A 25146-nucleotide genomic window follows, 5' to 3' on the forward strand; every position below is an offset into this window, starting at 1 on the left:
CGGTCGTTCGACGTAAAGAATTGGTAATGCGTCGCATAATAGCCTTTCGGGAGAATAGGGCATTCGTGACGGCGGACAGAAGGTTGATGAAACGTCACATCCCTTGCGGCGCAAGGGGGAAGTGCCCTCGGCGGTGACGGCCGGAAGCGGGCCCCGCGATTACTTGGCGCCGCACGCCGACCCTCTGACGGGTGGCCTCTCGCATTTTTGCCCGGTTCCTCCGCGAGGGCTGTCCGAACGCCCCCGCACGCCTGTCCGGAGCCGCGCCGGAGCCGTCCGGACCGCGGCCGCACGGGCGCCCGCACCGCGCTCCGGCCTCACCACTCCCAGTGCACGCCGAACCTCGACGGCGGCAGATCCAGGCCGATCGTGTGGGCCGAGTGGTCGGCGGCGACGCGCAGGAGGCGTTCCGACGGGGTGGGCGCGCCGTGCGGCAGGTGGAAGGTGTGGCAGGTGCGGGGGATCGCGGCGGGGTGGAAACGGACCTCCACCACGCATTCGCGCACCGGACCCTGGAGGTTGACGCAGCTCCAGCGCGACAGCGGCGGGGACTGCGTGTGCGTGTAGGTGTATTCGACGATCACGGTCTGGCCCCGGGAGAGCGGCTCGGCGAAGACCAGCTCCGCGGCCAGGATCCCCTTGCGCGGATCGTCGACCACCCGGCCGACCCGGCAGGAGCCGCGGGTGCGCAGGACGGGGGCGGGATTGGGTGTGTCCGCGCGGTAGGCGACGACGTAGCGGTCGGGGCCGTTGCACTCCGCGCGCAGCACGTGCCGGTTCCAGATCCTGGCCTCCCGGCCGCCCGCGTCCAGTTCGAGCACCTGGTGCCTGCTCAGGCACGTCAGCTGGGTGCCCCACCGGGGATCGACCCCGGTCAGCGCGCCGTCGAGGCTGCCCAGCCACACCTCCGCCATCCCCGGCCGGCCGGCGGCCCGGTCCAGCCAGCGCCCGCGCGGCTTGGGCGGTTCCAGCAGCGCGGTCAGCGCGCCCGCCGGGAGCCGCAGTATCCGTTCCAGCGTGGCGAGCGCCTTCAGGGCGTGGCTGCGCTCCGGCCGGTGCTGCCCCCGCTGCCACGCGCTGAGCGTGGCCACCGTGATCGGACATCCCGCCTCGGCCAGCCGGTCCTTGAGGCGGTGCAGGGTCAGCCCCCGCGCCTCGATGGCCGCCCGCAGCGCCACGCAGAACGGCCCGGTGCGCAGCAGTTCGACCAGGCACTCGGGCAGTGGTCCGCGATCGGCCGACGCCCTCGTGGCAGGGCGGGGCGGCGGCGGCACGGCGTTCGAGGATGACAACCCGACCTCCCACTCGTAGCGCGTACCGGCGCGCGCCGAACGGGCCGCCCGCGCCCGCACGGCGCGTGGTTCCCGGTCGGAGCGGCGTCACAGCCCGCCCACAGGATGCCGCACTGTATCCGGCCACCCCGGAATCCGTCACTCCTGCTTCGCCGCACGGGACTTCAGGCCAGGTCGGAGCCCGCGGGGCCCGACGACGCCAACTCCCATGACACTTGACACGCCCTGGCTCATTGCCATGCACATGGCCGTTCATCAGGATTCCCCCCGTGCCCCGCAGGCCGCTCGCCCCCACCACCCCCACCGGTGCGGGAACGGCCTGCGGGAGCGCATGCTCCACGATCCCCCCACACCAGACGGAGTCGTCATGCGCAGAAAGACCACCGCCCTCCTGCTCGCCGCCGCCCTCGGCGGCGGACTCACCCTGACCGCGGCGCCGATGAGCTTCGCCGCGGGCCCGGCCGCCGCGACCGCGCACCACCACTACGCCCTCGGCGCCCGGCTGTCCGTGCGCGTCACGCACCACACCGCCCCCTCCCACGCCGCGATCGAGCGCAGCCTCAAGGCGCTCTCCCCGCTCAGGTCCTCGATGCGCGCGAACGACGACGGCGGCGTCGACCTCAGCCAGTACGCCGCGAGCCCCGGCGACCAGGGCCAGGTCGGCTCGTGCGTCGCCTGGGCCATCGACCACTCGGCCTACAGCGTCGAGGAGAACGAGCAGGGCATATCCGGCGGCCCGCAGGCCCCGATGTACACCTACGCGCAGATCGCGCAGGGCAACGACCAGGGCAGCACGCCCGAACAGAACTTCCAGATCGCCGAGTCGCAGGGCGTCGACGCCGACTCCGACTACAGCCAGGGCGACTACGACTACACCACGCAGCCCACGCAGGCCGAGACCGACAACGCCGCGAACTGGAAGCTGTCCGGACACACCTCGCTGAGCACCGGTTCCGGCATCCAGTCGGACGTCGAGCAGGCCCTGTCCAACGGCGAGCCGGTGGTCATCACCATCCCGGTGTACAAGAGCTTCGAGGACATCACGGCGCAGCAGGCCACCGACTACTCGTACGCCCCGACCTCGGGCGACCAGTACATGGGCGACCACGAGATCACCATCATCGGCTACAACGACCAGGGCGTGCGGGTCGAGAACTCCTGGGGCACCTCCTGGGGCGACCAGGGCTTCATCAACCTCTCCTGGGACTACCTGAGCGACCAGGTCAAGGAGGCCAACGCGGTCGGCAAGCTCGTCCAGAACTGAGCCGTCGGGCACCCGCCCGACCCACGACCGGCGTCAACCGCCGTGCCGGGGAAGCCCCTTGGCCGCTCCTCCCCGGCACGGCGGCCCGCTCGTGATCCCGGCCCGCACGGCCCCCGGGTAGGGTCGCGGGCATGAGCACTCCCGCCCGGCCCGAGCAGCCCGTACTCGACCTGAGCCAGGACGCGGTCGCCGTCACCGCGCAGCTGGTGGACGTCCCCTCGGTCAGCCGTGAGGAGAAGACGCTCGCCGACGCCGTCGAACACGCGCTGCGCGCCCTGCCCCACCTGACCGTCGACCGCGACGGCGACGCGGTCGTGGCCCGCACGGACCTCGGCCGCGCCGAACGCGTCGTGCTCGCCGGACACCTCGACACCGTGCCGATCGCCGACAACGTGCCGTCCCGGCGGGCGGACGGCCTGCTGCACGGCTGCGGCACCACCGACATGAAGTCCGGCGTCGCCGTCCAGCTGCGCGTCGCCGCCACCCTGCCCGAGCCCAACCGCGACCTGACCCTCGTCTTCTACGACGCCGAGGAGATCGCGGCCGAGTTCAACGGGCTGGGGCGCCTGGTCGAGCGGCACCCCGACTGGCTCGCGGGCGACTTCGCCGTCCTGCTGGAGCCCACCAACGCCGAGGTGCACGGCGGCTGCCAGGGCACCCTGCGGGTCCGGGTCACCACCACCGGCAAGCGCGCCCACTCCGCCCGCAGCTGGCTCGGCGACAACGCCATCCACAAGGCCGCCCCGATCCTCGCCCGCCTCGCCGCCTATGCGCCGCGCCGGGCCGAGATCGACGGCCTGGTCTACCCCGAGGGCCTCAACGCGGTCCTCATCGAGGGCGGCCACGCGGGCAACGTCATCCCCGACTCCTGCGCGGTCACCGTCAACTACCGCTTCGCCCCCGACCGCAGCGAGGCGCAGGCGCTGGACCACGTGCGCGAGGTGTTCGACGGCTTCGACGTCGAGCTGACCGACTCCGCGCCCGGCGCGCTGCCCGGCCTCGCCCACCCGGCCGCCGCCGCGTTCGTCGGTGTCGTCGGGACCGAGCCGAAGGCCAAGGAGGCGTGGACCGACGTGGCCCGCTTCTCCGCGCTCGGCATCCCGGCCGTCAACTACGGCCCCGGCGACCCGGCGCTCGCCCACACCCGCGAGGAGTACGTGGCCGAGGCGGCCGTCCTGGAGTGCGAGGAGCGGCTGCGGCGCTGGCTGTCCGCGTAACGCGGCAGGTGTACGTAGGCTGCATGCAGGGCCCGGCGGGTGGCCGGGGCAGGAGGGAGTGCGACGTGGCCGATCCCAGGGACGCCGACGCGCGGGACGACGGGACGACCGGGGCCGGACGGCGCAACGGCGCCGCCCGCGACTGGGCGGGCGCCGCGCGCAAGGCCGCGGCGGCCAACGCCGAGGCGGAGTCGGTTCCGCTCGGGCAGGGCTGGCCCGAGCGGCAGACCGGCCCGGTCGTCAGGCGGCGCGGCCAGGTGCAGGCCAGCACCACCGACCAGCGCCTGCTGGACACCCAGGGATCGACGGACTGGCTGCACGAGGACCCCTGGCGGGTGATGCGCATCCAGTCCGAGTTCGTCGAGGGCTTCGGCGCGCTCGCCGAACTCGGGCCCGCCGTCAGCGTGTTCGGCTCCGCGCGCACCGCGACCGGCTCGGCCGAGTACGAGGCGGGGGTGCGCATCGGGCGCGGGCTCGCGGAGGCCGGGTTCGCGGTCATCACCGGCGGCGGTCCTGGCGCGATGGAGGCGGTCAACCGCGGCGCGGGCGAGGCGGGCGGCGTCTCGGTCGGCCTCGGTATCGAGCTGCCCTTCGAGCAGGGCCTCAACCCGTACGTCGACATCGGCGTCAACTTCCGCTACTTCTTCGTCCGCAAGACGATGTTCGTCAAGTACGCGCAGGGCTTCGTCGTCCTGCCGGGCGGATTCGGCACCCTGGACGAGCTGTTCGAGGCGCTGACGCTGGTGCAGACGAAGAAGGTCACCCGCTTCCCCATCGTGCTGTTCGGCACGTCGTACTGGGGCGGCCTGGTGGAGTGGGTGCGCGGCACGCTGGTCGCCGAGGGCAAGGCGTCCCGCGCCGACCTGGAGCTGTTCCACGTCACCGACGACGTGTCCGAGGCGGTCGCCCTGGTCACCAAGGAGACCACGTACTGACGCGTCCGCGGACCTCCCGCGAGCGCCGCGCGGAAGGCCGCTACGCCAGCCCGCGGCGGGCGACCGCGGGCGGGCGGTGGCCGGCGATGGACGCCACCATGTCCAGCACCTGACGGGTCTCGGCGACCTCGTGCACCCGGTAGACCCGCGCGCCCAGCCACGCCGAGACCGCGGTGGTCGCCAGCGTGCCCAGCAGCCGCTCCTTGACCGGGCGGTCCAGCGTCTCGCCCACGAAGTCCTTGTTGGACAGGGACACCAGCACCGGCCACCCGGTGCCCACCATCTCGCCGAGCCGCCGGGTGGCCTCCAGCGAGTGCCGGGTGTTCTTGCCGAAGTCGTGGCCCGGGTCGATCAGGACGCCGTCGCGGCGCACGCCCAGCGCGACCGCCCGGTCGGCCAGGCCCAGCGTCACCCGCAGGATGTCGGCCATCACGTCCTCGTAGCCGACCCGGTGCGGGCGGGTGCGCGGCTCGGCGCCGCCCGCGTGCGTGCACACCAGCCCCGCGCCGTACCGCGCGGCGACCTCGGCGAGCTTCGGGTCCACCCCGCCCCACGCGTCGTTGAGCAGGTCCGCGCCCGCCTCGCACACCGCCTCGCCGACCTCGTGCCGCCAGGTGTCCACGCTGATCACCACGTCGGGGAAGCGGTGGCGCACCTCGGCGACGAACGCGACCGTGCGCCGGATCTCCTCGCTCGCGCTCACCTCCTCGCCGGGCCCCGCCTTCACGCCGCCGATGTCCACGATCGCGGCGCCCTCGGCCACCGCGCGCTCCACGCGTTCCAGCGCGGCGCCGTCCGCGAAGGTCGCCCCCCGGTCGTAGAAGGAGTCCGGCGTCCGGTTCACGATCGCCATGATCACCGGCTCGTGCGCCCCGAACTCGCGCTTCCCCAACCGCAGCATTGTGGTGTCCGCCCTCCTGATATGGCCCGTTTTCCGGTGCGCTGGCGACCCTAACCCCTCCCCGGGCGGGGACCGCGCAGCACCGGTCGTGGCACGATCGTCCTCGACAGCGTCGCTCGGACCCGGGAGATCCCCCTTGTTCTGGTTCATGCTCATCGCGCTGGTCGCGGTGGTCGCCGCGGTCGCCCTCGCGGTGGTCGGCGACGGCGGCACGCTCCCCGAGTCCGAGCCGGACCGGTTGCGGGACCCGCTGCCCGCGGACCGCCCGCTCACCCCGTCCGACCTCGACGAACTGCGCCTCGCGGTCTCCCCGCGCGGCTACCGGATGTCGGACGTGGACGACGTCCTCGACCGGCTCGGCGCCGAACTGGCCGAACGCGACGCGCGCATCGCCCAGTTGGAGACCGCGCTGGCCTCGGCGCCGGGCTCCGGCCGGCACGCCGCGCACGGCGGTGACCCCGACGGTGAGTGAACCGGCCGCCGGGCGCTCCCCGCTCACCGGCGACGACGGCCTGGCCCGCTGCCCGTGGGCACTGTCCGCGCCGGAGTACCTGCCGTACCACGACACCGAGTGGGGCCGCCCGCTCCACGGCGACGACGCGCTCTACGAACGGGTCTGCCTGGAGGCGTTCCAGTCCGGCCTGTCGTGGCTGACCATCCTGCGGCGCCGCGAGGCGTTCCGCGCCGCCTTCGCGGGCTTCCGGATCCAGCGCGTGGCCGCCTTCACCGACGCCGACCGCGAACGGCTGCTCGGCGACGCCACGATCATCCGCAACCGGGCCAAGATCGACGCCGCGATCGCCAACGCCCGCGCCGCGCTGGAGGTCGACGGCGGCCTCGACAAGCTGATCTGGTCCTACGCGCCCGACCCGGCCGGCCGCCCGGCACCGCCGACGCTGGACGACGTCCCCGCCAGCACACCGGAGTCGGCCGCGCTCGCCAAGGACCTCAAGAAACGCGGCTTCCGCTTCGTCGGGCCGACGACCGCGTACGCGCTGATGCAGGCGTGCGGGCTGGTGGACGACCACCTGGCCGCCTGCCACGCCCGCCGCACGCCCTGACGCCTCCCGCGGGCCCCGGACCGCTCAGCGGCCCACGTACTTGGGCTTCTCCTTCTTCAGGAACGCCTCGACCGCGATCCGGTGGTCCTCGGAGGTGCCCGCCCGCTCCTGGAGCTCGTCCTCCTTGACCAGCGTCTCGATCAGCGAGTGCCCGGTGCCGTACGCCAGCGACTCCTTGATCGCCGCGTACGCCACGGTCGGGCCCTCGGCCAGCCGCCGGGCCACCGCGAGCGCGGCGGCGGGCAACTCGTCGGCCGGGACGACCTGCTGGGCGATGCCCCACTCCAGGGCCTGCTGCGCGCTGACCGACCGCGGGAACATCAGCAGGTCGGCGGCGCGGGCCGGGCCGACCAGCCGCGGCAGCGTCCACGAGGCGCCGGAGTCCGCGCTCAGCGCGACCCCGGCGAACGAGGTGTTGAACGAGGCGGTGTCGGCGACCACCCGGTAGTCGGCGGCGAACGCGAAGCCCGCGCCCGCGCCCGCCGCGACGCCGTTGACCCCGGCCACGACCGGCTTGGCCATGGTGGCGATCGCGGTGACGATCGGGTTGTAGTGCTCCTGGACGGTGTTCATCGTCCGGCCGCCCTCGGGCCGTCCGGCGCGCAGCGTCGCCACGTGCTCCTTGAGGTCCTGGCCCACGCAGAACGCCCGGCCGTTCGCGGTCAGCAGCACCGCCCGCACCGCCGGGTCGCCCGCCGCCTCGCGCAGGGTGTCGCGCAGCGCGTCCTTGGCCTCGGTGCTGAGGGCGTTCATCGCCTCGGGCCGGTTCAGGGTGATGGTGGCGAGGCCCTCGGTCACCTCGTAGAGCACGGTGTCGGCCATGGCGGTCGGTCCCCTCCGTCGCGGTTGGTGTGCGCCCAGCATGCCGGAGATCATCGCGAGCGGGATGTGACCTGCGTCAAAGAGCCGTCACGTGCCGGGCGGCGGGCGCGCGGTGCCGGAGCCGCCCGGTGATCCCGGGTGACTTGCCGGAATGGACGGATTCGCGCCGGGTCCGCAGGTCCCGGCGGTGCCGGACGGCGGGCCGGGAGGGGAGGCCGCCGGTCCCCGATGTTGGTCATCGGGGACCGGCATGCGGGATAATGGCTTGGAACCAATGTGTTCGAGTCCGGTGGCGCCTGGGCCACCGGTTGCGAAGAGCTGGTTTCAGGAAGGGGAACGAGCATGGCGGCCATGAAGCCGCGGACGGGTGATGGCCCGCTCGAGGTGACAAAGGAGGGGCGGGGCATCGTCATGCGCGTTCCGCTCGAAGGCGGCGGGCGGCTCGTCGTCGAGCTGACACCCGATGAGGCCGACGCCCTCGGCGAGGCCCTCAAGAAGGCATGCGGCTGAATCGGGCGCGGTGAGCCGCTCGGCTCCTCGTTTCGGATTTTCACGGCCCCGGGCTTTCACGTACGCGCAGCGGCGCGTGCGTCAAAGCCCGGGGCCGTCGCCGTTCCCGCGTCTCCGCCCGGCCCCGCACGCCGCTCAGCCCTTGCGCACCGCGCACAGCAGGCCGTCGTCGGTGGGCAGCAGCACCGGCACCAGGACGTCGCTGTCGCGCACCGCCCGCAGCACCTCGCGTATCTCCTGCACCTCGGTCTCCTGGAACGCGGCGTCCATCGCCCGGCCCTGCGCGAAGGCCCCCTCGAAGCAGACCAGTCCGCCCGGCCGCAGCAGGCGCAACGATTCGGCCAGGTAGCGCGTGTACTCCTGCCGGTCCCCGTCGCAGAAGACCAGGTCGTACCCGCCGTCCGCGAGCCGCGGCAGCACGTCCAGCGCCCGGCCGGGGATGAACCGCGCCCGGTTCGCGGCGAAGCCCGCCTCCCGGTACGCCTCCTTGGCCAGCTGCTGGCGGTCCGGCTCGCAGTCCACCGTGGTCAGCACGCCGTCGGAGCGCATCCCGTGCAGCAGGTGGAGGCCGGAGACGCCGACGCCGGTGCCGATCTCGCAGACCACCCGGGCGTCCGCGGTCGCCGCCAGCATCCGCAGGGCGGCGCCGGTGCCGGGGGACACCGCGCGCACACCGGTGAGACGCGCGCGCTCGCGGGCGCGCAGCAGCGCCTCGTCCTCGGCGACGAACGCGTCGGCGAACGCCCAGCTCGCCTGCCGGTTGCCGGTAATGGCCCTCTCCTGTTCCCCGGGTGCCCTGCCGCCCGCCGGGCGGGCGGGCACATGGCCGCCCGGCGACTGTATCCGCTGCGGCCGGGAACCTGTGGAGGGGACCGTGCGTTGACGCTGGTGGGATCGGGTACGGGAGACCGCCGGTCGCCGCCGGTGGGACCGGGCCCAACGGGCCGGAGCCGGTGCAAAGTTGCTTATCCGGAGCTAACGGGCGAGGTGGATATGGTAGGGGCTCTACTGGACACCACCAGAGCCACCAGGGGAGGTGCGGCCGTCGACGGTGACCGGAAAGCGCTGTTCAGGCGCCTTCGAGGACACGTCGGCCAGCCGAAATCCGTGAACGAGACCGCTGACAGCTCCACCGCCGCATCCGGGGCCCCGGCCGCGGCCACCACCGCGACCGCATCCTTCGCCACGGACGGTGACACGTGGACTCCTCCTTCGTGGGAGGAGATCGTCAGCACGCACAGCGCACGGGTCTACCGTCTCGCCTACCGGCTCACCGGAAACCAGCACGACGCCGAGGACCTCACCCAGGAGGTCTTCGTCCGCGTCTTCCGGTCGCTGTCCACGTACACCCCGGGCACCTTCGAGGGCTGGCTGCACCGCATCACCACCAACCTGTTCCTCGACATGGTGCGGCGCCGTCAGCGCATCCGCTTCGACGCCCTCGGCGACGACGCGGCGGAGCGGCTTCCCAGCCGTGAGCCGTCGCCCGCGCAGCACTTCAGCGACACCCACTTCGACGCCGACGTCCAGCAGGCGCTGGACACCCTGGCGCCGGAGTTCCGGGCCGCCGTGGTGCTGTGCGACATCGAGGGCCTGTCGTACGAGGAGATCGCCGCGACGCTCGGGGTCAAGCTCGGCACCGTACGCAGCCGCATCCACCGCGGCCGGTCCCACCTGCGCAGCGCCCTGAAGCACCGCGCCCCCGCCGCCCGTCCCGGGCGCGCGGAGGCGCAGGTGCCGGTAGGAGCCGGCGGCAGCGGCGGAGCGGTGACGCGGGGGAGATCGTGAGCGGCACAGGCCAGTTCAGGAACGCGCGCGGCGCCCGGCAGCCAGGGCGGGCAGGCACTCCGTCCGGCATCCCCGAGGAGCACCTCGGCGACCGTCTCGCCGCCTTCGTCGACGGTGAGCTGGGCGGCGACGCCCGCGACCGCGTGGTGGCCCACCTCGCCACCTGTGACCGCTGCCGTTGCGCGGCGGACGAGCAGCGGCGGCTGAAGTCCGCGGTGGCCGACGCCATCCCCCCGGCGCTCTCGGCGGGGCTGCTGGCCCGGTTGCAGGGACTGCCCGGCGGCGATCCCGGCGCGGGCCCGTCCGGCCCCGGCGGGCCGCCCGGCGCCCGCGGGCGCGGTGTCTTCGGCGGCAGCGTGCTGGGCGGCGGCCCCGGCGGCGAGGCGGACTCCTGCCTCGCGCCCACCGGTGAGCGGCTCAGCGGCTTCCCGATCCACGACTTCGGCCGGCCGTCCCCCGCCTTCGGCCGCTCCGGGCAGGACTTCGGCCGCCCGGCCCACGACTTCGCCCGCCCCGGCGGCTCGGCGTCCCGGGGACGGCGCTTCGCCTTCGCCGCCGCGGGCGCGTTCTCGCTGGCCGCGCTGGCGCTGGGCGGCGCGCTGCCGCTGGACGCGGTCGTGGAGGGCGGCGGCCCCGCCGATCCGGCCGCCGGGACGGCCACCACCCCGCTGAGCACCACGAGCATCGCCCACCACGGCACGATCCGGCCCGGCGTGACCTCCGTCTCCGTCGACAGCCGTCAGCTGTTCGCACCGCAGGGCGGCCAGGTCCCGGCCGGCGGTTCCTCGCCGAACGCGACCGACCTGTCCGGCGCGGCGCTGTCCGCGTCCACCCCGACCGTGGTGCCGCCGTCCGCGCCCGAGCCGTCCGCCACCTGGCCGTCCGCCACCTCGCAGGCGCCGACCGCGCCGTCGCCCACGCCGCTGACCGGCGTCGCCCCCGAGCGCCCGCCGCTCGCCGGGTCCCCGCGGCACGCGGCCCACTGAGGCGCGGGCTCCCCACCCAGGCGCCCCCGGTCGCGTTGCGGCTTCCCCCGAGCCGGTGTGGGCTACGAGGTGGACGGCCCCTCGCCGCCCTGGGGGCCCGCAGACGTAGGGGAGCGCATGAACGACGGCAAGCCCGCTCGTCCGCGCTGGTGGACGCGCCCGCGCAAGGACCGGCCCGCCCCGGCGGCGCCGCACACCGCACCGCCCGCCCACGGCCCGTCACGGGCGCCCGGGACCACCCCGGCATCCCCCGGACGCAGCAACGTCCCCGCGCCGCCGTACGCCCCCGTACCGCCCCCGCCGCACGACCCGCCGCCCCAGCCCGGCACGGGCACCGTCTGGCACCGCTACGACCCCTGGGCGCCGCCCGGGCAGGCCGCCCTGCCCCCGCCGCCCGCGCCCGCCCGCGGTCCCGGACGCCGCCGTCTGCTCACCGGGGCGGTGCTGCTCGCGCTGGCCGCCGGGCTCGCCGGTGGCCTCACCGGCGCCGCACTGCGGGGCGACGGCGGCGGCGACTCGGGCACCGTCAGCCTGCCGCAGATCCCCACCGGGGGCTCCGGGCAGACCGCGCCGGGCGCCGTCGCGCGCATCGCGGCGGCGGCGCTGCCCGGCGTCGTCTACATCCACGTCAAGGGCGACGGCGTCGAGGGCACCGGCACCGGCATCGTGCTGGACACCGCGGGCCACATCCTGACCAACAACCACGTCGTCGCCCCGGCCGCGACCAGCGGCGACATCTCGGTCACGTTCAACGGAGGCGTGACCCGCAAGGCCGCGATCACCGGTCGCGACACCGGCTACGACCTGGCCGTCGTCAAGGTCGACGGCGTCTCGGGCCTGCGCCCGCTGACCCTCGGCGACTCCTCCGCCGTCCGCATCGGCGACCCGGTCGTCGCGATCGGCGCCCCGTACGACCTGGAGGGCACCGTCACCTCCGGCATCATCAGCGCCAAGGACCGCGCCATCACGGCGGGCGGCGAGGGCGGCGCGGGCTCCGACGTCAGTTACATGGACGCCCTCCAGACCGACGCGCCGATCAACCCGGGCAACTCCGGCGGCCCCCTGATGAACGCCCGCGGCCAGGTCATCGGCGTCAACAGCGCCATCCGCTCCGCCGACGACGGCTCCGGCGCGGACGGCAGCCAGGGCGGCAGCATCGGCCTGGGCTTCGCCATCCCGTCCGACGAGGCCCGCCGGGTCGCCCAGCAGCTGATCGACCACGGCCACGCGGTCCACCCCGTCATCGGCGTCACCGTCGACATGCGCTACACCGGCGACGGCGCCCGGATCGCGGCCACCGGCCCGTCCGGCGCGCCCGCGGTCACCCCCGGCGGCCCGGGCGCCGCGGCCGGCCTGAAGTCCGGTGACGTGGTCACCGCGGTCGACGGCAAGCCGGTGCACACCGGCGAGGACCTGATCGTGCGCACCCGCGACTACCGGCCCGGCGAACGCGTCGCGCTGACCGTCCTGCGCGGCGGCCACCGCCTCACCCTGGACCTGGTGCTGGGCGGCGCCTCCGGCGGCTGACGCACCGGCTGACGCACCGGCTGACGCACCGGCTGACGCACCGGCTGACACACCGGACGGCTCCCGTACCGCTCCCGTGGCCCGCCGTTCCCCCGCCGCTCGGGCGGGCTCCACCGAACGTTGGCCCGGCACCCTCCCGCGCCGCCGAGGGGGCCGGGTACCGTGGTGTCCTCGGATATCCACAAGGAGCTGCAGCGGTGTTCTTGGACATGGGGCCACTCGAACTGGTCACTATCGTGCTCCTTGCCGTGATCATCTTCGGTCCCGACAAGCTGCCCAAGCTCATCCAGGACCTGTCCGCGATGATCCGCAAGATCCGGGAGTTCTCCGACAGCGCCAAGGAGGACATCCGCAAGGAGCTGGGCCCGGAGTTCAAGGACTTCGAGTTCGAGGACCTCAACCCCAAGACCTTCGTGCGCAAGAACCTCCTCGACAACGACAGCCTGGGGCTGAAGGACATCCGCAACAGCTTCGACCTCAAGGACGAGCTGTCCACGGTCACCGACGCCGTCTCCGAGAGCGGCCGCACGGTGCGCGGCGCGACCGGGCACGAGGCTGCCGCCGGCGGCGCGGCCGCGTCGGACCGGCTGCGCAAGCGGCCCGCCGCCCCCGAGCCGGTGGAGCCCGGCGAGACCCCTCCGTTCGACGCGGACGCCACGTAGTCCGACCACCTGCCCGTTCCGCGCCCCCGGGGTGGCTATCCTCCTTCAGGTCGGGTCCGCCCAAGGGGTGGGGCGTGCAGGCCGGCGCACGGGCGCGGCCGACGGAACGTCAGGGCATCGAGGAGGCGCCGCGCGTATGGGGACCAAGAGTCGTGGCGGGGCGGCCGCACCGAGCGGTGAGCACGCCCCCGGCGAAGTGGGCGGACCGCAGCGGGAGCAGCGGCCGATCGAGGGATATCTGCTGGCCGACTTCCCGTGGTACGGGCTGGACGAGGCCTGGACCGGGCCGCGCTGGCTCACCCAGGTGGGCCTGAGCGCCGACGGCACCGTGGAGCACGGCTCGCTCGGCCACGGCGACGAGCCCACGCTGAAGGCGTCGCTGCCGATGGCCGATCCGGCGCCGGACGCCCAGCGGTTCGCGGTGGTCGTCACGCTGGCCCAGCGGCCGGTACGGCGCAGCGCGGACGGCACCGGGATGCTGGAGGCCACCTCGGTCTCCGCGGCGGCCTGGCTGGCCGGTGCGGGCCTGCTGTCCAGCACCTGGCCGAACCGCATGGAGCGCTCGCTGCGCCAGGACTGGCTGGACCAGCAGACCGCGATCGCCTGGGAGCTGGCCGACGACCTGGACGGCTCGGCGTGGTCCACCCTGACGCTGCCGGTGGACGGCGAGCCGACGCCGTTCCGCTACCGGGAGTCGGAGTACGGGTGGGTGCTGGCCGGGACCACCGGGGACGGTGCCCACCTGGGCGCGTACGGGCGCGGCCTGAGCGCGTACGGGCTGGGCCTGGGCGTGGTCGAGGACGTGCGCGACTACGAGGTCTGACGGCCCGCCCGGCGGCCCCTCGGGACCGCCGGGCCGGACGCGCCGCGGGCTAGAACTTGTTGCGCGGGGTGATCCCCAGCGACAGCCCGGCCAGCCCCCGCTGGCGCCCGCCGAGCTTGCCGGCGATGGTGCGCAGCGCCTGGGCGGCCTGGGAGCCCTCGTCGGACAGCACGACCGGGCGGCCGTCGTCGCCGCCCTCGCGCAGCCGCACGTCGATCGGGATGGAGCCGAGGACCGGCACGTTCGCGCCGGTGACCTTGGTCAGACCCTCGGCGACGCGCTGGCCGCCGCCGGTGCCGAAGACGTCGACCATCTCGCCGCAGTGCGGGCAGGGCAGGCCCGACATGTTCTCGATGACGCCGACGATCTTCTGGTGGGTCTGCACCGCGATCGTCCCGGCCCGCTCGGCGACCTCGGCGGCGGCCTGCTGAGGCGTCGTCACCACCAGGATCTCCGCGTTCGGGACGAGCTGGGCCACCGAGATCGCGATGTCACCGGTGCCGGGCGGCAGGTCCAGCAGCAGCACGTCCAGGTCGCCCCAGTAGACGTCGGCCAGGAACTGCTGGAGCGCGCGGTGCAGCATCGGGCCGCGCCAGACCACCGGCGCGTTGCCAGGGGTGAACATGCCGATGGAGATGACGCTCACGCCGTGCGCCGAGGGCGGCATGATCATGTTCTCGACCTGGGTGGGACGGCCCTCCACGCCCAGCATCCGCGGCACCGAGTGGCCGTAGATGTCGGCGTCGACCACGCCCACCTTCAGCCCGTCGGCGGCCATCGCGGCGGCCAGGTTCACGGTCACCGAGGACTTGCCGACGCCGCCCTTGCCGGAGGCCACCGCGTAGACCCGGGTGAGCGAGCCCGGCTTGGCGAACGGCACCTCGCGCTCGGCCTGTCCGCCGCGCAGCGACTCCGCCAGCTCGCGGCGCTGCTCGTCGCTCATCACGTCCAGCTCGACCTCGACACCGGCCACGCCGGGGACGCGCGAGACGGCCTCGGTGACCTGCCGGGTGATGGTGTCGCGCAGCGGGCAGCCCGACACGGTCAGGTAGACGGCGACGCGGACCCGGCCGTCGTCGCCGATCTCCACGGATTTGACCATGCCGAGATCGGTGATCGGCTTGTGGATCTCGGGGTCGTTCACCGTCGCCAGCGCGGTGCGTACCGCGTCGGCCTCCGGTACTCCGTACGTGTCGGTAGCCATACGGACGATGGTACGGCGCCTACGGTCGCGCCCGGCCGTCACCTTCGTCACGCAGGTCGGAGTACAGGCGCTCCTCCAGCTCCTTGAGCATGTCCTGCATCTCCGAGCGGATCCAGTCGCGGGTCGCCACCTCGCCCAGGTTCATCCGCATCGCCGCGATCTCCCGGGTCAGGTACTCGGTGTCGGCGATGGACCGCTCGTTCTGCCTGCGGTCCTGCTCCAGGTTGACGCGGTCGCGGTCGTCCTGCCGGTTCTGCGCCAGCAGGATCAGCGGGGCCGCGTACGACGCCTGGAGGGAGAGCATCAGGGTCAGGAAGATGAACGGGTAGTGGTCGAACTGGAGACGGTGCGGCGCGGCGATGTTCCACACCACCCAGATGACGATGACCACCGTCATCCAGACGATGAACCGCCCGGTGCCGAGGAACCGCGCGATCTGCTCGGACATCCGCCCGAACGCCTCGGGGTCGTAGGCGGGCAGCAGGCTCCGCCGGGGCGCGCGCGGCACGTCGAGCCGGGTCCTGGCGCGCGGCGTCGCGCCCGTCCCCGACTGCTGCTTGCCGCGCTGCTCGGCCTTGGCCCTGGCCCGCTCGGCCCTGGACTTGACGCGCTCGGCGCCGTGCTCGCGCTCACCGGGCATCGGGCGCCTCCTCCAGGTCCTGCACCGGCGACATCCCGCCGTGCCCGGCGGATTCCCGCCAGTCGTCGGGCAGCAGGTGGTCCAGTACGTCGTCCACGGTGACCGCGCCCAGCAGCGAACCGCTCTCGTCCACGATCGGCGCCGCGATCATGTTGTACGTGGCCAGGTAGCTGGTGACCGCGGGCAGCGGGGTGTCCGGCGGCAGCGGCCGCAGGTCGGTGTCGACCAGCGAGCCGACCAGCGCGAACGGCGGGTCGCGCAGCAGCCGCTGGAAGTGCACGACGCCCAGGTACTTGCCGGTGGGCGTCTCGTCCGGCGGGCGGCAGACGTAGACCTGGGCGGCGAGCGCCGGGGACAGGTCCTGGTTGCGCACCCGCGCCAGCGCCTCGGCCACGGTGGCGTCCGGGCGCAGCACGATCGGCTCGGTCGTCATCAGACCGCCCGCGGTGCGCTCCTCGTACGACAGCAGCCGCCGCACCGGGGCCGCCTCGCCGGGCTCCATCAGCCCCAGCAGCCGTTCCTTGTCCGCCTCCGGCAGCTCGGAGAGCAGGTCGGCGGCGTCGTCGGGGTCCATCGCCTCCAGCACGTCGGCGGCGCGCTCCTCGGCGAGCTTGCCCAGGATCTCGACCTGGTCGTCCTCCGGCAGCTCCTCCAGCACGTCGGCGAGCCGGTCGTCGTCGAGAGCCGCGGCGACCTCCGCGCGGCGCTTCTCCGACAGGTGGTGCAGCACGTTGGCGAGGTCGGCGGGGCGCAACTGCTCGAAGGTGGCCAGCAGGTTGGCCGCGCCCTGGCCGTGTTCGACGGCGGCGAAGCCGGTCACCTGGGACCACTCGACGGTGAGCGCCTCGCCCCGCCGCCGCAGCGCGCCCCCCTTGCCGCGCCGTACGAAGACCTTGTCGATCTCCCAGTCCCTGCGGGCGGGCAGCTGGGCCATCGACACGTCCAGGACGGTGACCTCCTCGTCGGTCTCCGTGAGGCGCACCCGGCGGTCCAGCAGCTCGCCCAGCACCAGCGTCTCGGCCGCCCGCTGCTCGAAGCGCCGCAGGTTGACCACGCCGGTGGTGATGACCTGGCCGGACTCCACGCCGACCACCCGGGTCATCGGCACGAAGATCCGGCGGCGGCTGACCACCTCGACGACCAGGCCCAGCACCAGCGGCGGACGGCCGCCGATGCGCAGCATCACCACGACGTCGCGCAGCCTGCCGACCTGGTCGCCGTTGGGATCGAAGACGGCGACCCCCGAGAGGTGGGAGATGAAGACCCGGGGGGCTCCCGCGACCATGCCGAGCCTCCGATACCAGTCCGCCTGCGTGTCCGCGTTCTTCGTTGTTCTTCGTTGTTCTTCGTTGTTCCTGTCCCCGGTACCTCGGCGCCTGGACGCCGCGGCGCCCCGGACGCCCCGAAGAGGGCTCACCCGCTCCCCGACGAGCGGCGCTCCCCACCCGAAGGGGTGCAAAGGATCAAAGGCAAGACTAGCCGCCCCGCGGGGCCTGGTCGCGACGCGCCGGCCAAGGAAAGGCCAACTCGACGCCGCCCGGCACGTCCGACGGCAAGCCGCCTCGCCGAGGGTGGTCACACCGTCACTCCGCGGGGTCGCCTGGTGGGCTCAGGCGCGCCCCCGGCCGGGGCCGGGCGTCAGCGTCCGGCGCGGCGGCGGCCGAACAGCAGCCGGGGCAACCCGGCCGGCACCGGGCGGCGGGTGATGGCGGCGGTCGGCACGGGGGCCGCGGCACCGCTGCCGTCGGGCATCGCCCCCGGCTGCTCGGCGGGCGGCCCGGACGGCTCCAGCCGCAGCACCCGGCACTCGCGGGCCCAGCGCTCCGTCATCGTCTCGGCGTCCGGCGCGTTGAGCCGCTTGCCCTTCAGCTCCTCGACGGCCGCCCGCCACGCCTCGCCGTCCGGCGTGAGCTCCCGGACCACGGCGGGGAAGGCCACCAGACGGCCGCCCTTGTCCTTGCTGCGCACGGTGACCATGGTCTCGGCGCCGTCCGCCAGCCCGCGCAGCGGCTGCTCGCCGGGGCCGCCGCCGACCAGGCACACGGCGCCGTCCAGCCAGACGTGCCACAGGCCGACCGCCGGGCCCTCGGTGCCACGCACCCACAGCAGGCCCGACTTCTTGGCCGCCTCCTCGATCAGCGCACGTTCCAGCAGCTCGCGCCGCGTGCTCTCCGTTTCAGCCTCCGCCATGCGGGCCACCCTAGTACCGGGTCCCGCCGGAGCTGTCCGGCCGGTGGACGGTCAGTTCCATGAGGGGGTCACGCCCCTTACGCTGAACGGGTCCTGGAACCGCTGTCCGAGTTGCTGAAGGGGTGTGCCCCACGTTGTCCGGCGCCTCGCCCGTCTCCCGGGCCCGCACGACGCGTCAGGCCGCCGAGCCGACGACCGACCTCGGTGCCCCGGGCGCGTCGCCCCGTACCGATCTGGTGCTGCTGGCGGTCGCGGTCGCCGGGATCTCGATGTCGGCGCCGCTGGTGGCCGCCACCGCGGCGCCCGCCCTGGCCATCGCCTTCTGGCGCAACGCCATGGCGGTCGGCGTGCTCAGCCCGTTCGTGCTGCTGCGCTCGCGCGGGGAGCTGCGCCGGATGGGACGGCGCGCGGTGCTGCTGTCGGTGGCGGCGGGCTGCGTGCTCGCGCTGCACTTCGGCCTGTGGCTGCCCAGCCTGTCGATGACCTCGGTGGCCTCCTCCACCGCGCTGGTGACCACCACGCCGATCTGGACCACGCTGATCCTGCGGCTGCGCGGCCAGCGCAGGCCGGGCCTGGTGTGGGCGGGCAGCGCGCTGGCCATCGTGGGCGTCGTGACCGTCTCCGGTGTCGACTTCTCCACCTCCGCCCGCGCCCTGGGCGGCGACGCGCTGGCGCTGGCCGGAGGCATGGCGGCGGCCGGGTACGTGCTGCTGGGTGCCGAGGTGCGGCGCACCGTCGGCACGGCCGCGTACACCTACGTCTGCTACGGCACCACGGCCGTCGTGCTCCTCGTCGCCTGTCTGGTCTCCGGCGCCTCGGTGGGCTCCGGGTACTCGGCGGACACCTGGGCCAAGCTGGTCGCGCTCACCGTCGCCGCCCAACTGCTGGGGCACTCGCTGATCAACCGGGTGGTGCGCGGCCTGGGCCCGTCGGTCACCTCCACCGCGATCCTGCTGGAGACCCCGGGGGCCGCGCTGATCGCGGCGGTCTGGCTGGGCCAGCGCCCGCCGCTCGCGGTCTACCCGGGGCTGGTGGTGATCCTCGCGGGTCTCGCCCTGGTCATCCTCTCCGGCCGCCGCGAGGGCCGCGCCACGCCAGAACCCGAGACCGGCGTCTGAGCACGGCGCCCGCGCCCCGGCCCGGCGACAACAGCGCCGCTACAGCCAGCCGTTGCGGCGGAAGCCGCGGTGGATCGCCACGCAGACGGCGACCATGGCGACCAGCACCACGTAGTAGCCGTAGCGGGTGTGCAGTTCGGGCATGTGCGTGAAGTTCATCCCGTACACACCGGTGATCATCGTCGGCACGGCGAGGATCGCCGCCCACGCGGTGATCTTGCGCATGTCCTCGTTCTGCGCGACGGTCGCCTGCGCCAGGTTGGCCTGGAGGATGGAGTTCAGCAGGTCGTCGAAGCCCACGACCTGCTCGTGCACCCGGGCCAGGTGGTCGGCGACGTCCCGGAAGTAGGTGCGCACCTGCGGGTCGATGCTGGGCATCGGGCGCTCGCTCAGCAGCTGGGTGGGCCGCAGCAGCGGGCCGACCGCGCGCTTGAACTCCAGCACCTCGCGCTTGAGCTGGTAGATCCGCCCGGCCGTCTCCATGCCGCCGGAGCCGGTGGTCTCCGTGGAGAACACGTCGATCTCCACCTCGTCGATGTCGTTCTGCACGGCGGCGGCGACCGCGAGGTAGTCGTCGACCACCCGGTCGGCGATGGCGTGCAGCACCGCGCTCGGCCCCCTGGCCAGCAACTCCGGGCTGGACTCCAGGCGGTGCCGCAGCGAGCGCAGCGAGCCGTGGCCGCCGTGCCGCACGGTGACCACGAACTCGGCGCCGGTGAAGACCATCACCTCACCGGTCTCCACCACCTCGCTGGTGGCGGTCAGCCGGGTGTGCTCGACGTAGCGCACGGTCTTGAAGACGGTGAACAGCGTCTCGTCGTAGCGCTCCAGCTTGGGGCGCTGGTGGGCGTGGACGGCGTCTTCGACGGCCAGCGGGTGCAGGCCGAACTCCTTGGCGATACCGGCGAGTTCGGCCTCGCCCGGCTCGTGCAGGCCGATCCACACGAAGCCCTCGCCCGCCTCGCGCACCTGCGCCAGGGCCGCGCCCGGCGCCAACTGGCCCGAGGCGCGCCGCCCTTCGCGGTAGACGGCGCAGTCGACCACGGAATCGCCCAGCGGCTCGCAGGGGTGGGCGTCACCGGCTCCGGACGCCTTGCGGAACGCCGGGCGTACGGCCGCGCGCAGATCGCGGATCATCGACATGGGGCTGGCTCCTTCGCGGACCGGCCGCCGGACCGGGCGGAGAGAGGGTCCGGGGCGTGACGGTGAGGACGAGGAAGCTCTTCCGGAACGGCCGGGAACGGAGACCGGGCCGCGCGGGCCGGAAGTGGGCCGGTGCGCCGGGCGGGCGCCCGCGACGAGCGGGCGTTACGACGGCGGGGGCGGCGCTGCCGCCAAGGGGCGGACGCGGCGCGGGCCCGGGTCGTCAGACGCGGGCGGGCTCAGGACCGGAAGAGCTGTCGGTACTGCACGGTCGACTGGGATCCATCGCAGCCCCACCTCCTCCGGCCGGTCCCCGAGGGGGACGTCCACGCTGGTGCGGTCCGCCGTCGCGGCGGCCCAGCGGTTCACCATACCAAGGCGGCCCGTCGCCGCCCGCCCCCGTGGCGCGGTACCGCCCGCCCCGGTGGCGCGGTCCTGACGCGCTCTATGCTCCCGGTATGTCTGACGTGGTGGAGTTGGCGGAGGCCCGGCTGCGCGGCGCGCTCGGCGAGCCGGACGCCCGCGCGGCGGTGACCTTCCTGGGCACCGGACGCATCGAGGTGCTGCGCTTCACCGGGGGCGGCGCCGGGCCCGACCGCGACGGCTCCAGGCCTGACGGCTCCGGGCCCGACGGCTCCAGGCCCGACGGCGACGTGGTGCGCTACGCGACGCTCGGGATGTCGCGGGAGCCGATGAGCGATCCGACCTCGCCCACCGCCGACCCGGTGCGCGGACCGCGTGCCGAACTGGTGCTGTCGGTACGGGCCGGCCGCGCCGACACCGACAAGGCGCTGCGCCCGCTGGCCGTGCTCGCCGCGTCGCCGCAGGTCGAGGGCGTGGTCGTGGCACCGGGCGGGTCGCTGGACCTGGGCGAGCCGCTGTGGCCAGGGGCGCCGTTCTCCGCGGTGCTGGTGGCCGAGCCGGGCGGGCTGGTCGAGGACCTGGAACTGGACGAGCCGATGGACCCGGTCCGCTTCTTCCCGTTGCTGCCGATGACGGCCAACGAGGCCGCCTGGAAGCGGGTGCACGGCGCCGCCGCCCTCCAGGAACGCTGGCTGGCGGCGGGCACCGATCTGCGCGACCCGCTGCGGGCCGGGGTCGACCTGGGCTGACGGCGGCGCGCTCCTCCCGTACGGGTACGGGACGCGCGGCCGTCCTTCCCGTACGGGACGCGCGGTCAGTCGGCGAACACCGCCACGCTGTCCCGCGTCGCGTGCGCGGGCTCCAACTCCTCCGCGTCGTGCCGCAGTTGGCGCCGCCGGACCACCACGATGCCCGAGCCCACCAGCGCGGCGAGCCCGGCGACCAGGAACGGCACGTGCAGGTTCGTCCAGCCCGCGATCTTCGGCGCGAGGTAGGGCGCGGCGGCCGCCGCGAACCAGCGCACGAAGTTGTAGCCCGCGCTCGCCACCGGCCGCGGCGCGTCCGAGACGCCGAGCGCCAGCTCGGTGAAGACGGTGTTGTTCAGGCCGATGAACGCGCCGGAGACGATGGTCGCCACGACCGCGGTGGTGTGGCTCCCGTAGCCGAGCACCACCAGGTCGAGCGCGAGCAGCACCAGCGAGGTGCCCAGCACCTTCAGCGACCCGAAGCGTTCCTGCGCGCGCGGCGCGACCAGCACCGAGAAGACCGCCAGCAGCAGCCCCCAGGCGAAGAAGACGCCGCCGGAGCGGTACGGGCTCATGTCGAGCACGAAGGGGGTGAAGGCCAGCACGGTGAAGAACGCGTAGTTGTAGAAGAACGCGCTCGCGGCGGCGGACGCCAGCCCGCCGTGCCCCAGGGCCCGGATCGGGTCGAGCACCGAGGTCTTGCGCGCGGGCTTCGGCTGCTCCTTCAGGAAGCAGGTGATGGCGACGAACCCGATGGCCATCAGGACGGCGGTGCCGAAGAACGGGTAGCGCCACTTGAGGTTGCCCAGGATCGCGCCGACCAGCGGACCGCAGGCCATGCCGAGACCGAGCGCCGACTCGTACAGCAGGATCGCCGCCGCGCTGCCTCCGGCGGCCGCGCCGACGATGACGGCGAGCGAGGTGGAGACGAACAACGCGTTGCCCAGGCCCCATCCGGCGCGGAAGCCGACGAGTTCGCCGACCGAGTGCGAGGTGCCGGCCAGCGCCGCGAAGACCACCACCAGCGCCAGCCCGGCCAGCAGCGTCTTGCGCCCGCCGATCCGGCTGGAGACGAAGCCGGTGATCAGCATGGCGAACGCGGTGATCAGGAAGTAGCTGGTGAACAGCAGCGACACCTGGCTCGGGGTGGCGTTCAGCCCCTTGGCGATGGACGGCAGGATCGGGTCGACCAGGCCGATGCCCATGAACGCGACGACGGCCGCGCCCGCGGTCGCCCACACGGCCCTGGGCTGCTTCAGCAGGCTCCGGGCGCCCTCGTCGAACGGGTCCTGCTCGCGGGTGTCCGGACGCGGGTCGGTGCGTGGCACGGTGGCTCCTCACTCCCGGATCACGACCGGGTTCACGACGTCCTCAGGTAGTTGTGCTTTACATACATTACGTCGGCGAAGCCGATAGATGCAAGATGCAACTACATGTCCGGGTGTCCGGCGGGCGCGCGGCCTCGTCCGTACCCCAACGACCCACCGCAGATGGGTGATCGTCCTTGACGACCCCCGGCGCGGGGGAGGACCGTGGGTCGCTATGAGGGGTGAACCCAGTTGCCCGAAGTGCGGTGGCCGGGTCCGGGCGCCCGGCCTCTTCGCCGATTCCTGGCAGTGCGACGAACACGGGACCGTGTATCCGTTGCAGCCCGTGGTGCCGCCGAGCGTGGAAGCGCTCGGCGTCGCCGTGAACCGCTCCCGGGTGCCCGTCTGGATGCCCTGGCCGCTGCCGGTCGGCTGGCTGTTCACCGGGATCGCCGCCGCCGGGGACGACCGCAGCGGCGGCCGCGCGACCGCGGTGGCCTGCTCCGGACCCGGACCGCTGGGCGGACCGGGGGAGCTGCTCTTCGTCGCCGAGGAGCTGGGCGTCGGCCTCGGCGCCCGGTACGCGGGCATCCCCGGGCCCGACCCCGGCCCGCGCATGTGCGTCGACCAGCCCCCGCACGCCAAGGTGCTGGCCGCCGGCCGCCCCACGCCGCTGTGGCACGTCGCCAACGCGCCCCCCGACCGGGCCGTCTTCGCGGGCGAGGCGTGCGGCCTGTGGCTGTGGGCGGTCGCCTGGCCCGAGCAGTCCGGCCTGCTGCTCTACGACGAACTCGTGCTGACCGACCTGCGGGACGCCGGGGCGGAGGTGGACCTGCTGCCCTGCGGGGCGCTGTCGCCCCGGCTGATCGGCCGACCCGTGCCGGGGCCCCTCGGCCCGGGGTGACGCATCCGACCCCTGTCCTGGGATTTGCCGGTAGCGAGCGGCAGTTATCCTTGGTTTCGCAAGTACGCCACCATGGCGATCGCCGTCACGAATCGAAGGCAGGGAAGGAGTCCACGTCGTGCGTATCGACCTGCACGCCCACTCCACCGCCTCCGACGGCACGGACACCCCCGCCGAGCTGGTACGCAACGCCGCCGCCGAGGGCCTCGACGTCGTCGCCCTCACCGACCACGACACCGTCGGCGGGTACGCGGAGGCCGCCGACGCGGTCCGCGCGCTGGGCGGCGCGCTCACCCTGGTCACCGGCGCCGAGCTGTCCTGCCGACTGGACGGCACCAGCCTGCACATGCTCGCCTACCTCTTCGACCCCGCCGAACCCGCTCTCGCCGCCGAACGCGAACTCGTCCGCGACGACCGGGTGCCGCGCGCGAAGGGCATGGTCGCCAGGCTGCGCGACCTCGGCGTGCCGATCACCTGGGAGCAGGTCGCCCGGATCGCCGGGAACGGCAGCGTCGGGCGCCCGCACGTCGCCTCCGCCCTGGTCGAACTGGGCGTCGTGGAGACCGTCTCGGACGCCTTCACCGAGGAGTGGCTGGCCGACGGCGGTCGCGCGTACGTGGAGAAGCACGAGCTGGACCCCTTCGACGCCATCCGCCTGGTCAAGGGCGCCGGCGGCGTCACCGTCTTCGCCCACCCGGCCGCCGCCAAGCGCGGCCGGACCATTCCGGAGGCCGCGATAGCGGAGCTGGCCGCCGCGGGCCTGGACGGCATCGAGGTCGACCACATGGACCACGACGAGCCGACCCGCGCCCGGCTGCGCGCCCTCGCCGCCGAACTGGGCCTGCTGGCCACCGGCTCCAGCGACTACCACGGCAGCCGCAAGAGCTGTCGGCTCGGGGAGTACACCACCGACCCCGAGGTCTACCGGGAGATCTCCCGCCGGGCCACCGGCGCCGTGCCGATCACCGCCATCTAGCGCGGAACACCGGCTCCCCCCGCCCGGCCCGCCGCCCCGAACGGCGGGACACTCCCTCACGACCGCAGACCTCCCTCTCCTGCGCCGGTGCGCCCTTCTGCGCCGTCGCAGCGAACGTCCCCGCACCGCGACCGCGAAAGCTCCCACTGAACATGTTCGACGTCACCCTGTTCGGGTCGGTCTTCGTCACGCTCTTCGTGATCATGGACCCGCCCGGCATCACCCCGATCTTCATCGCCCTCACCGGTGGCCGCGCCGCCAAGGTGCAGCGCCGGATGGCCTGGCAGGCGGTGCTCGTCGCGTTCGGCGTGATCGCCGTCTTCGCCCTGTGCGGCCAGCAGATCCTGGACTACCTGCACGTCTCGGTGCCCGCGCTGCGCATCTCCGGCGGCCTGCTCCTGCTGCTGATCGCGCTGGACCTGCTCACCGGCAAGGCGGACGAGCCGAGCCAGACCAAGGACGTCAACGTGGCCCTGGTGCCGCTGGGCATGCCGCTGCTGGCCGGTCCCGGCGCCATCGTCACCGTGATCCTCGCCGTCCAGCACGCCAACGGCACCGGCCAGGAGCTCTCGGTGTGGGCGGCGATCGTGGCCATGCACATCGTGCTGTGGCTGACCATGCGCTACTCGCTGGCCATCATCCGGCTGATCAAGGACGGCGGCGTGGTCCTGGTGACCCGGCTGTCCGGCATGCTGCTGTCCGCCATCGCCGTGCAGCAGGTCGCCAACGGCGTCATGGGCTTCGTCCACGGCGGCAGCTGACCCCGG

Annotated in this window: 26 protein-coding genes; 16 read left to right on the forward strand and 10 right to left on the reverse strand. The window is 73.9% G+C overall.

Features of this window, described 5'->3' with window-relative positions:
* Nucleotides 1–317 precede the first annotated feature (317 nt).
* A complete protein-coding gene (locus tag K7472_RS04820) occupies nt 318–1292 on the reverse strand; it encodes a helix-turn-helix domain-containing protein (protein ID WP_222974190.1) in 975 nt (324 codons plus the stop codon).
* Nucleotides 1293–1659: 367 nt separating this feature from the next.
* Between K7472_RS04820 and K7472_RS04825 the strand changes: the two genes are divergently transcribed.
* The 3 genes from K7472_RS04825 to K7472_RS04835 all read left to right on the forward strand — a co-directional run bounded on the left by K7472_RS04825 (nt 1660) and on the right by K7472_RS04835 (nt 4708).
* Nucleotides 1660–2556, forward strand: a complete 897-nt coding sequence (locus tag K7472_RS04825) for a C1 family peptidase (RefSeq protein WP_222974192.1) — start codon at nt 1660–1662, stop codon at nt 2554–2556.
* Nucleotides 2557–2687: 131 nt separating this feature from the next.
* Nucleotides 2688–3773: a succinyl-diaminopimelate desuccinylase gene (gene dapE, locus K7472_RS04830; RefSeq protein WP_222974194.1), complete on the forward strand. Its 1086-nt coding sequence runs from the start codon at nt 2688–2690 to the stop codon at nt 3771–3773.
* A 65-nt stretch (nt 3774–3838) separates the two neighbouring features.
* Nucleotides 3839–4708, forward strand: a complete 870-nt coding sequence (locus K7472_RS04835; RefSeq protein ID WP_308013773.1) for an LOG family protein — start codon at nt 3839–3841, stop codon at nt 4706–4708.
* 40 nt (nt 4709–4748) lie between these two features.
* Here K7472_RS04835 and folP read toward each other — a convergent pair whose 3' ends face one another.
* Nucleotides 4749–5609 carry a dihydropteroate synthase gene (folP, locus tag K7472_RS04840; RefSeq protein ID WP_222974196.1) on the reverse strand — a complete coding sequence of 287 codons (861 nt, stop codon included), beginning with the start codon at nt 5607–5609 and terminating at the stop codon, nt 4749–4751.
* Between the two features lie 136 nt (nt 5610–5745).
* Between folP and K7472_RS04845 the strand changes: the two genes are divergently transcribed.
* Entirely contained in the window at nt 5746–6081 is a 336-nt protein-coding gene (locus tag K7472_RS04845; RefSeq protein WP_222974199.1) for a DivIVA domain-containing protein, read from the forward strand.
* Nucleotides 6074–6670: a DNA-3-methyladenine glycosylase I gene (locus tag K7472_RS04850; RefSeq protein ID WP_308013774.1), complete on the forward strand. Its 597-nt coding sequence runs from the start codon at nt 6074–6076 to the stop codon at nt 6668–6670. The genes K7472_RS04845 and K7472_RS04850 overlap by 8 nt, the downstream gene beginning before the upstream one ends.
* A gap of 24 nt (nt 6671–6694) precedes the next feature.
* Here K7472_RS04850 and chcB read toward each other — a convergent pair whose 3' ends face one another.
* Nucleotides 6695–7492: a 2-cyclohexenylcarbonyl CoA isomerase gene (chcB, locus tag K7472_RS04855; RefSeq protein WP_222974201.1), complete on the reverse strand. Its 798-nt coding sequence runs from the start codon at nt 7490–7492 to the stop codon at nt 6695–6697.
* A gap of 342 nt (nt 7493–7834) precedes the next feature.
* Between chcB and K7472_RS04860 the strand changes: the two genes are divergently transcribed.
* Entirely contained in the window at nt 7835–8002 is a 168-nt protein-coding gene (locus tag K7472_RS04860; RefSeq protein WP_107101321.1) for a DUF3117 domain-containing protein, read from the forward strand.
* A 135-nt stretch (nt 8003–8137) separates the two neighbouring features.
* Here the strand turns inward: K7472_RS04860 and K7472_RS04865 are convergent, their stop codons facing one another.
* Nucleotides 8138–8824: an O-methyltransferase gene (locus tag K7472_RS04865; RefSeq protein WP_222974203.1), complete on the reverse strand. Its 687-nt coding sequence runs from the start codon at nt 8822–8824 to the stop codon at nt 8138–8140.
* Between the two features lie 171 nt (nt 8825–8995).
* Here K7472_RS04865 and sigE point away from each other — a divergent pair, with 171 nt between their 5' ends.
* From sigE to K7472_RS04890, 5 genes are all read left to right on the forward strand, one after another.
* Entirely contained in the window at nt 8996–9790 is a 795-nt protein-coding gene (sigE, locus tag K7472_RS04870) for an RNA polymerase sigma factor SigE (RefSeq protein ID WP_222974207.1), read from the forward strand.
* Entirely contained in the window at nt 9787–10776 is a 990-nt protein-coding gene (locus K7472_RS04875; RefSeq protein WP_308013775.1) for a zf-HC2 domain-containing protein, read from the forward strand. Before sigE ends, K7472_RS04875 begins: the two co-directional genes overlap by 4 nt.
* 117 nt (nt 10777–10893) lie before the next feature.
* The gene (locus tag K7472_RS04880; RefSeq protein ID WP_222974209.1) at nt 10894–12303 is read left to right on the forward strand and encodes a S1C family serine protease; all 1410 of its coding nucleotides are present in this window, start codon (nt 10894–10896) and stop codon (nt 12301–12303) included.
* 197 nt (nt 12304–12500) lie between these two features.
* On the forward strand, nt 12501–12965 hold the full coding sequence (locus tag K7472_RS04885; protein ID WP_222974211.1) for a sec-independent translocase: 465 nt from the start codon (nt 12501–12503) through the stop codon (nt 12963–12965).
* 136 nt (nt 12966–13101) lie between these two features.
* Entirely contained in the window at nt 13102–13788 is a 687-nt protein-coding gene (locus K7472_RS04890) for a hypothetical protein (RefSeq protein ID WP_252395043.1), read from the forward strand.
* 49 nt (nt 13789–13837) lie between these two features.
* On the opposite strand, the gene K7472_RS04895 is transcribed toward K7472_RS04890, so the two are convergent.
* The 4 genes from K7472_RS04895 to K7472_RS04910 form a co-directional block, all read right to left on the reverse strand.
* A complete protein-coding gene (locus tag K7472_RS04895) occupies nt 13838–14992 on the reverse strand; it encodes an Mrp/NBP35 family ATP-binding protein (protein WP_222974216.1) in 1155 nt (384 codons plus the stop codon).
* Nucleotides 14993–15011: 19 nt separating this feature from the next.
* Entirely contained in the window at nt 15012–15632 is a 621-nt protein-coding gene (locus K7472_RS04900; protein ID WP_222974218.1) for a DUF1003 domain-containing protein, read from the reverse strand.
* Complete coding sequence (locus K7472_RS04905; protein ID WP_222974220.1) at nt 15622–16917, reverse strand: magnesium transporter MgtE N-terminal domain-containing protein; 1296 nt, start codon at nt 16915–16917, stop codon at nt 15622–15624. Before K7472_RS04905 ends, K7472_RS04900 begins: the two co-directional genes overlap by 11 nt.
* Nucleotides 16918–17270: 353 nt before the next feature.
* Nucleotides 17271–17822 (reverse strand): hypothetical protein, encoded by a 552-nt coding sequence (locus K7472_RS04910; protein ID WP_222974223.1) that lies wholly within the window; start codon nt 17820–17822, stop codon nt 17271–17273.
* Nucleotides 17823–17956: 134 nt separating this feature from the next.
* Between K7472_RS04910 and K7472_RS04915 the strand changes: the two genes are divergently transcribed.
* Nucleotides 17957–18940 (forward strand): DMT family transporter, encoded by a 984-nt coding sequence (locus tag K7472_RS04915; protein WP_372457909.1) that lies wholly within the window; start codon nt 17957–17959, stop codon nt 18938–18940.
* A gap of 39 nt (nt 18941–18979) precedes the next feature.
* Here the strand turns inward: K7472_RS04915 and K7472_RS04920 are convergent, their stop codons facing one another.
* Nucleotides 18980–20083, reverse strand: a complete 1104-nt coding sequence (locus K7472_RS04920) for a magnesium and cobalt transport protein CorA (RefSeq protein WP_222974225.1) — start codon at nt 20081–20083, stop codon at nt 18980–18982.
* 458 nt (nt 20084–20541) lie between these two features.
* Between K7472_RS04920 and K7472_RS04925 the strand changes: the two genes are divergently transcribed.
* Nucleotides 20542–21195: a suppressor of fused domain protein gene (locus tag K7472_RS04925; protein ID WP_222974227.1), complete on the forward strand. Its 654-nt coding sequence runs from the start codon at nt 20542–20544 to the stop codon at nt 21193–21195.
* A 65-nt stretch (nt 21196–21260) separates the two neighbouring features.
* On the opposite strand, the gene K7472_RS04930 is transcribed toward K7472_RS04925, so the two are convergent.
* On the reverse strand, nt 21261–22454 hold the full coding sequence (locus K7472_RS04930) for an MFS transporter (RefSeq protein WP_252395134.1): 1194 nt from the start codon (nt 22452–22454) through the stop codon (nt 21261–21263).
* A gap of 280 nt (nt 22455–22734) precedes the next feature.
* Here K7472_RS04930 and K7472_RS04935 point away from each other — a divergent pair, with 280 nt between their 5' ends.
* The 3 genes from K7472_RS04935 to K7472_RS04945 all read left to right on the forward strand — a co-directional run bounded on the left by K7472_RS04935 (nt 22735) and on the right by K7472_RS04945 (nt 25140).
* Nucleotides 22735–23403: a DUF6758 family protein gene (locus tag K7472_RS04935; RefSeq protein WP_222974231.1), complete on the forward strand. Its 669-nt coding sequence runs from the start codon at nt 22735–22737 to the stop codon at nt 23401–23403.
* Between the two features lie 118 nt (nt 23404–23521).
* Complete coding sequence (locus K7472_RS04940; protein WP_222974233.1) at nt 23522–24379, forward strand: PHP domain-containing protein; 858 nt, start codon at nt 23522–23524, stop codon at nt 24377–24379.
* A gap of 152 nt (nt 24380–24531) precedes the next feature.
* Complete coding sequence (locus tag K7472_RS04945; RefSeq protein WP_222974235.1) at nt 24532–25140, forward strand: MarC family protein; 609 nt, start codon at nt 24532–24534, stop codon at nt 25138–25140.
* Nucleotides 25141–25146 lie beyond the last annotated feature (6 nt).

The organism is Streptantibioticus parmotrematis, assembly GCF_019890615.1.
Lineage (GTDB): Bacteria > Actinomycetota > Actinomycetes > Streptomycetales > Streptomycetaceae > Streptantibioticus_D > Streptantibioticus_D parmotrematis.

Excerpts from the sequence above, each read along its gene's own strand:
- K7472_RS04825 (WP_222974192.1), top strand. The coding sequence starts at position 1,660 with ATGCGCAGAAAGACCACCGCCCTCCTGCTCGCCGCCGCCCTCGGCGGC.
- dapE (WP_222974194.1), top strand. The coding sequence starts at position 2,688 with ATGAGCACTCCCGCCCGGCCCGAGCAGCCCGTACTCGACCTGAGCCAG.
- folP (WP_222974196.1), bottom strand. The coding sequence starts at position 5,609 with ATGCTGCGGTTGGGGAAGCGCGAGTTCGGGGCGCACGAGCCGGTGATC.
- chcB (WP_222974201.1), bottom strand. The coding sequence starts at position 7,492 with ATGGCCGACACCGTGCTCTACGAGGTGACCGAGGGCCTCGCCACCATC.
- K7472_RS04860 (WP_107101321.1), top strand. The coding sequence starts at position 7,835 with ATGGCGGCCATGAAGCCGCGGACGGGTGATGGCCCGCTCGAGGTGACA.
- sigE (WP_222974207.1), top strand. The coding sequence starts at position 8,996 with ATGGTAGGGGCTCTACTGGACACCACCAGAGCCACCAGGGGAGGTGCG.
- K7472_RS04880 (WP_222974209.1), top strand. The coding sequence starts at position 10,894 with ATGAACGACGGCAAGCCCGCTCGTCCGCGCTGGTGGACGCGCCCGCGC.
- K7472_RS04890 (WP_252395043.1), top strand. The coding sequence starts at position 13,102 with ATGGGGACCAAGAGTCGTGGCGGGGCGGCCGCACCGAGCGGTGAGCAC.
- K7472_RS04895 (WP_222974216.1), bottom strand. The coding sequence starts at position 14,992 with ATGGCTACCGACACGTACGGAGTACCGGAGGCCGACGCGGTACGCACC.
- K7472_RS04900 (WP_222974218.1), bottom strand. The coding sequence starts at position 15,632 with ATGCCCGGTGAGCGCGAGCACGGCGCCGAGCGCGTCAAGTCCAGGGCC.
- K7472_RS04905 (WP_222974220.1), bottom strand. The coding sequence starts at position 16,917 with ATGGTCGCGGGAGCCCCCCGGGTCTTCATCTCCCACCTCTCGGGGGTC.
- K7472_RS04910 (WP_222974223.1), bottom strand. The coding sequence starts at position 17,822 with ATGGCGGAGGCTGAAACGGAGAGCACGCGGCGCGAGCTGCTGGAACGT.
- K7472_RS04920 (WP_222974225.1), bottom strand. The coding sequence starts at position 20,083 with ATGTCGATGATCCGCGATCTGCGCGCGGCCGTACGCCCGGCGTTCCGC.
- K7472_RS04925 (WP_222974227.1), top strand. The coding sequence starts at position 20,542 with ATGTCTGACGTGGTGGAGTTGGCGGAGGCCCGGCTGCGCGGCGCGCTC.
- K7472_RS04935 (WP_222974231.1), top strand. The coding sequence starts at position 22,735 with ATGAGGGGTGAACCCAGTTGCCCGAAGTGCGGTGGCCGGGTCCGGGCG.
- K7472_RS04945 (WP_222974235.1), top strand. The coding sequence starts at position 24,532 with ATGTTCGACGTCACCCTGTTCGGGTCGGTCTTCGTCACGCTCTTCGTG.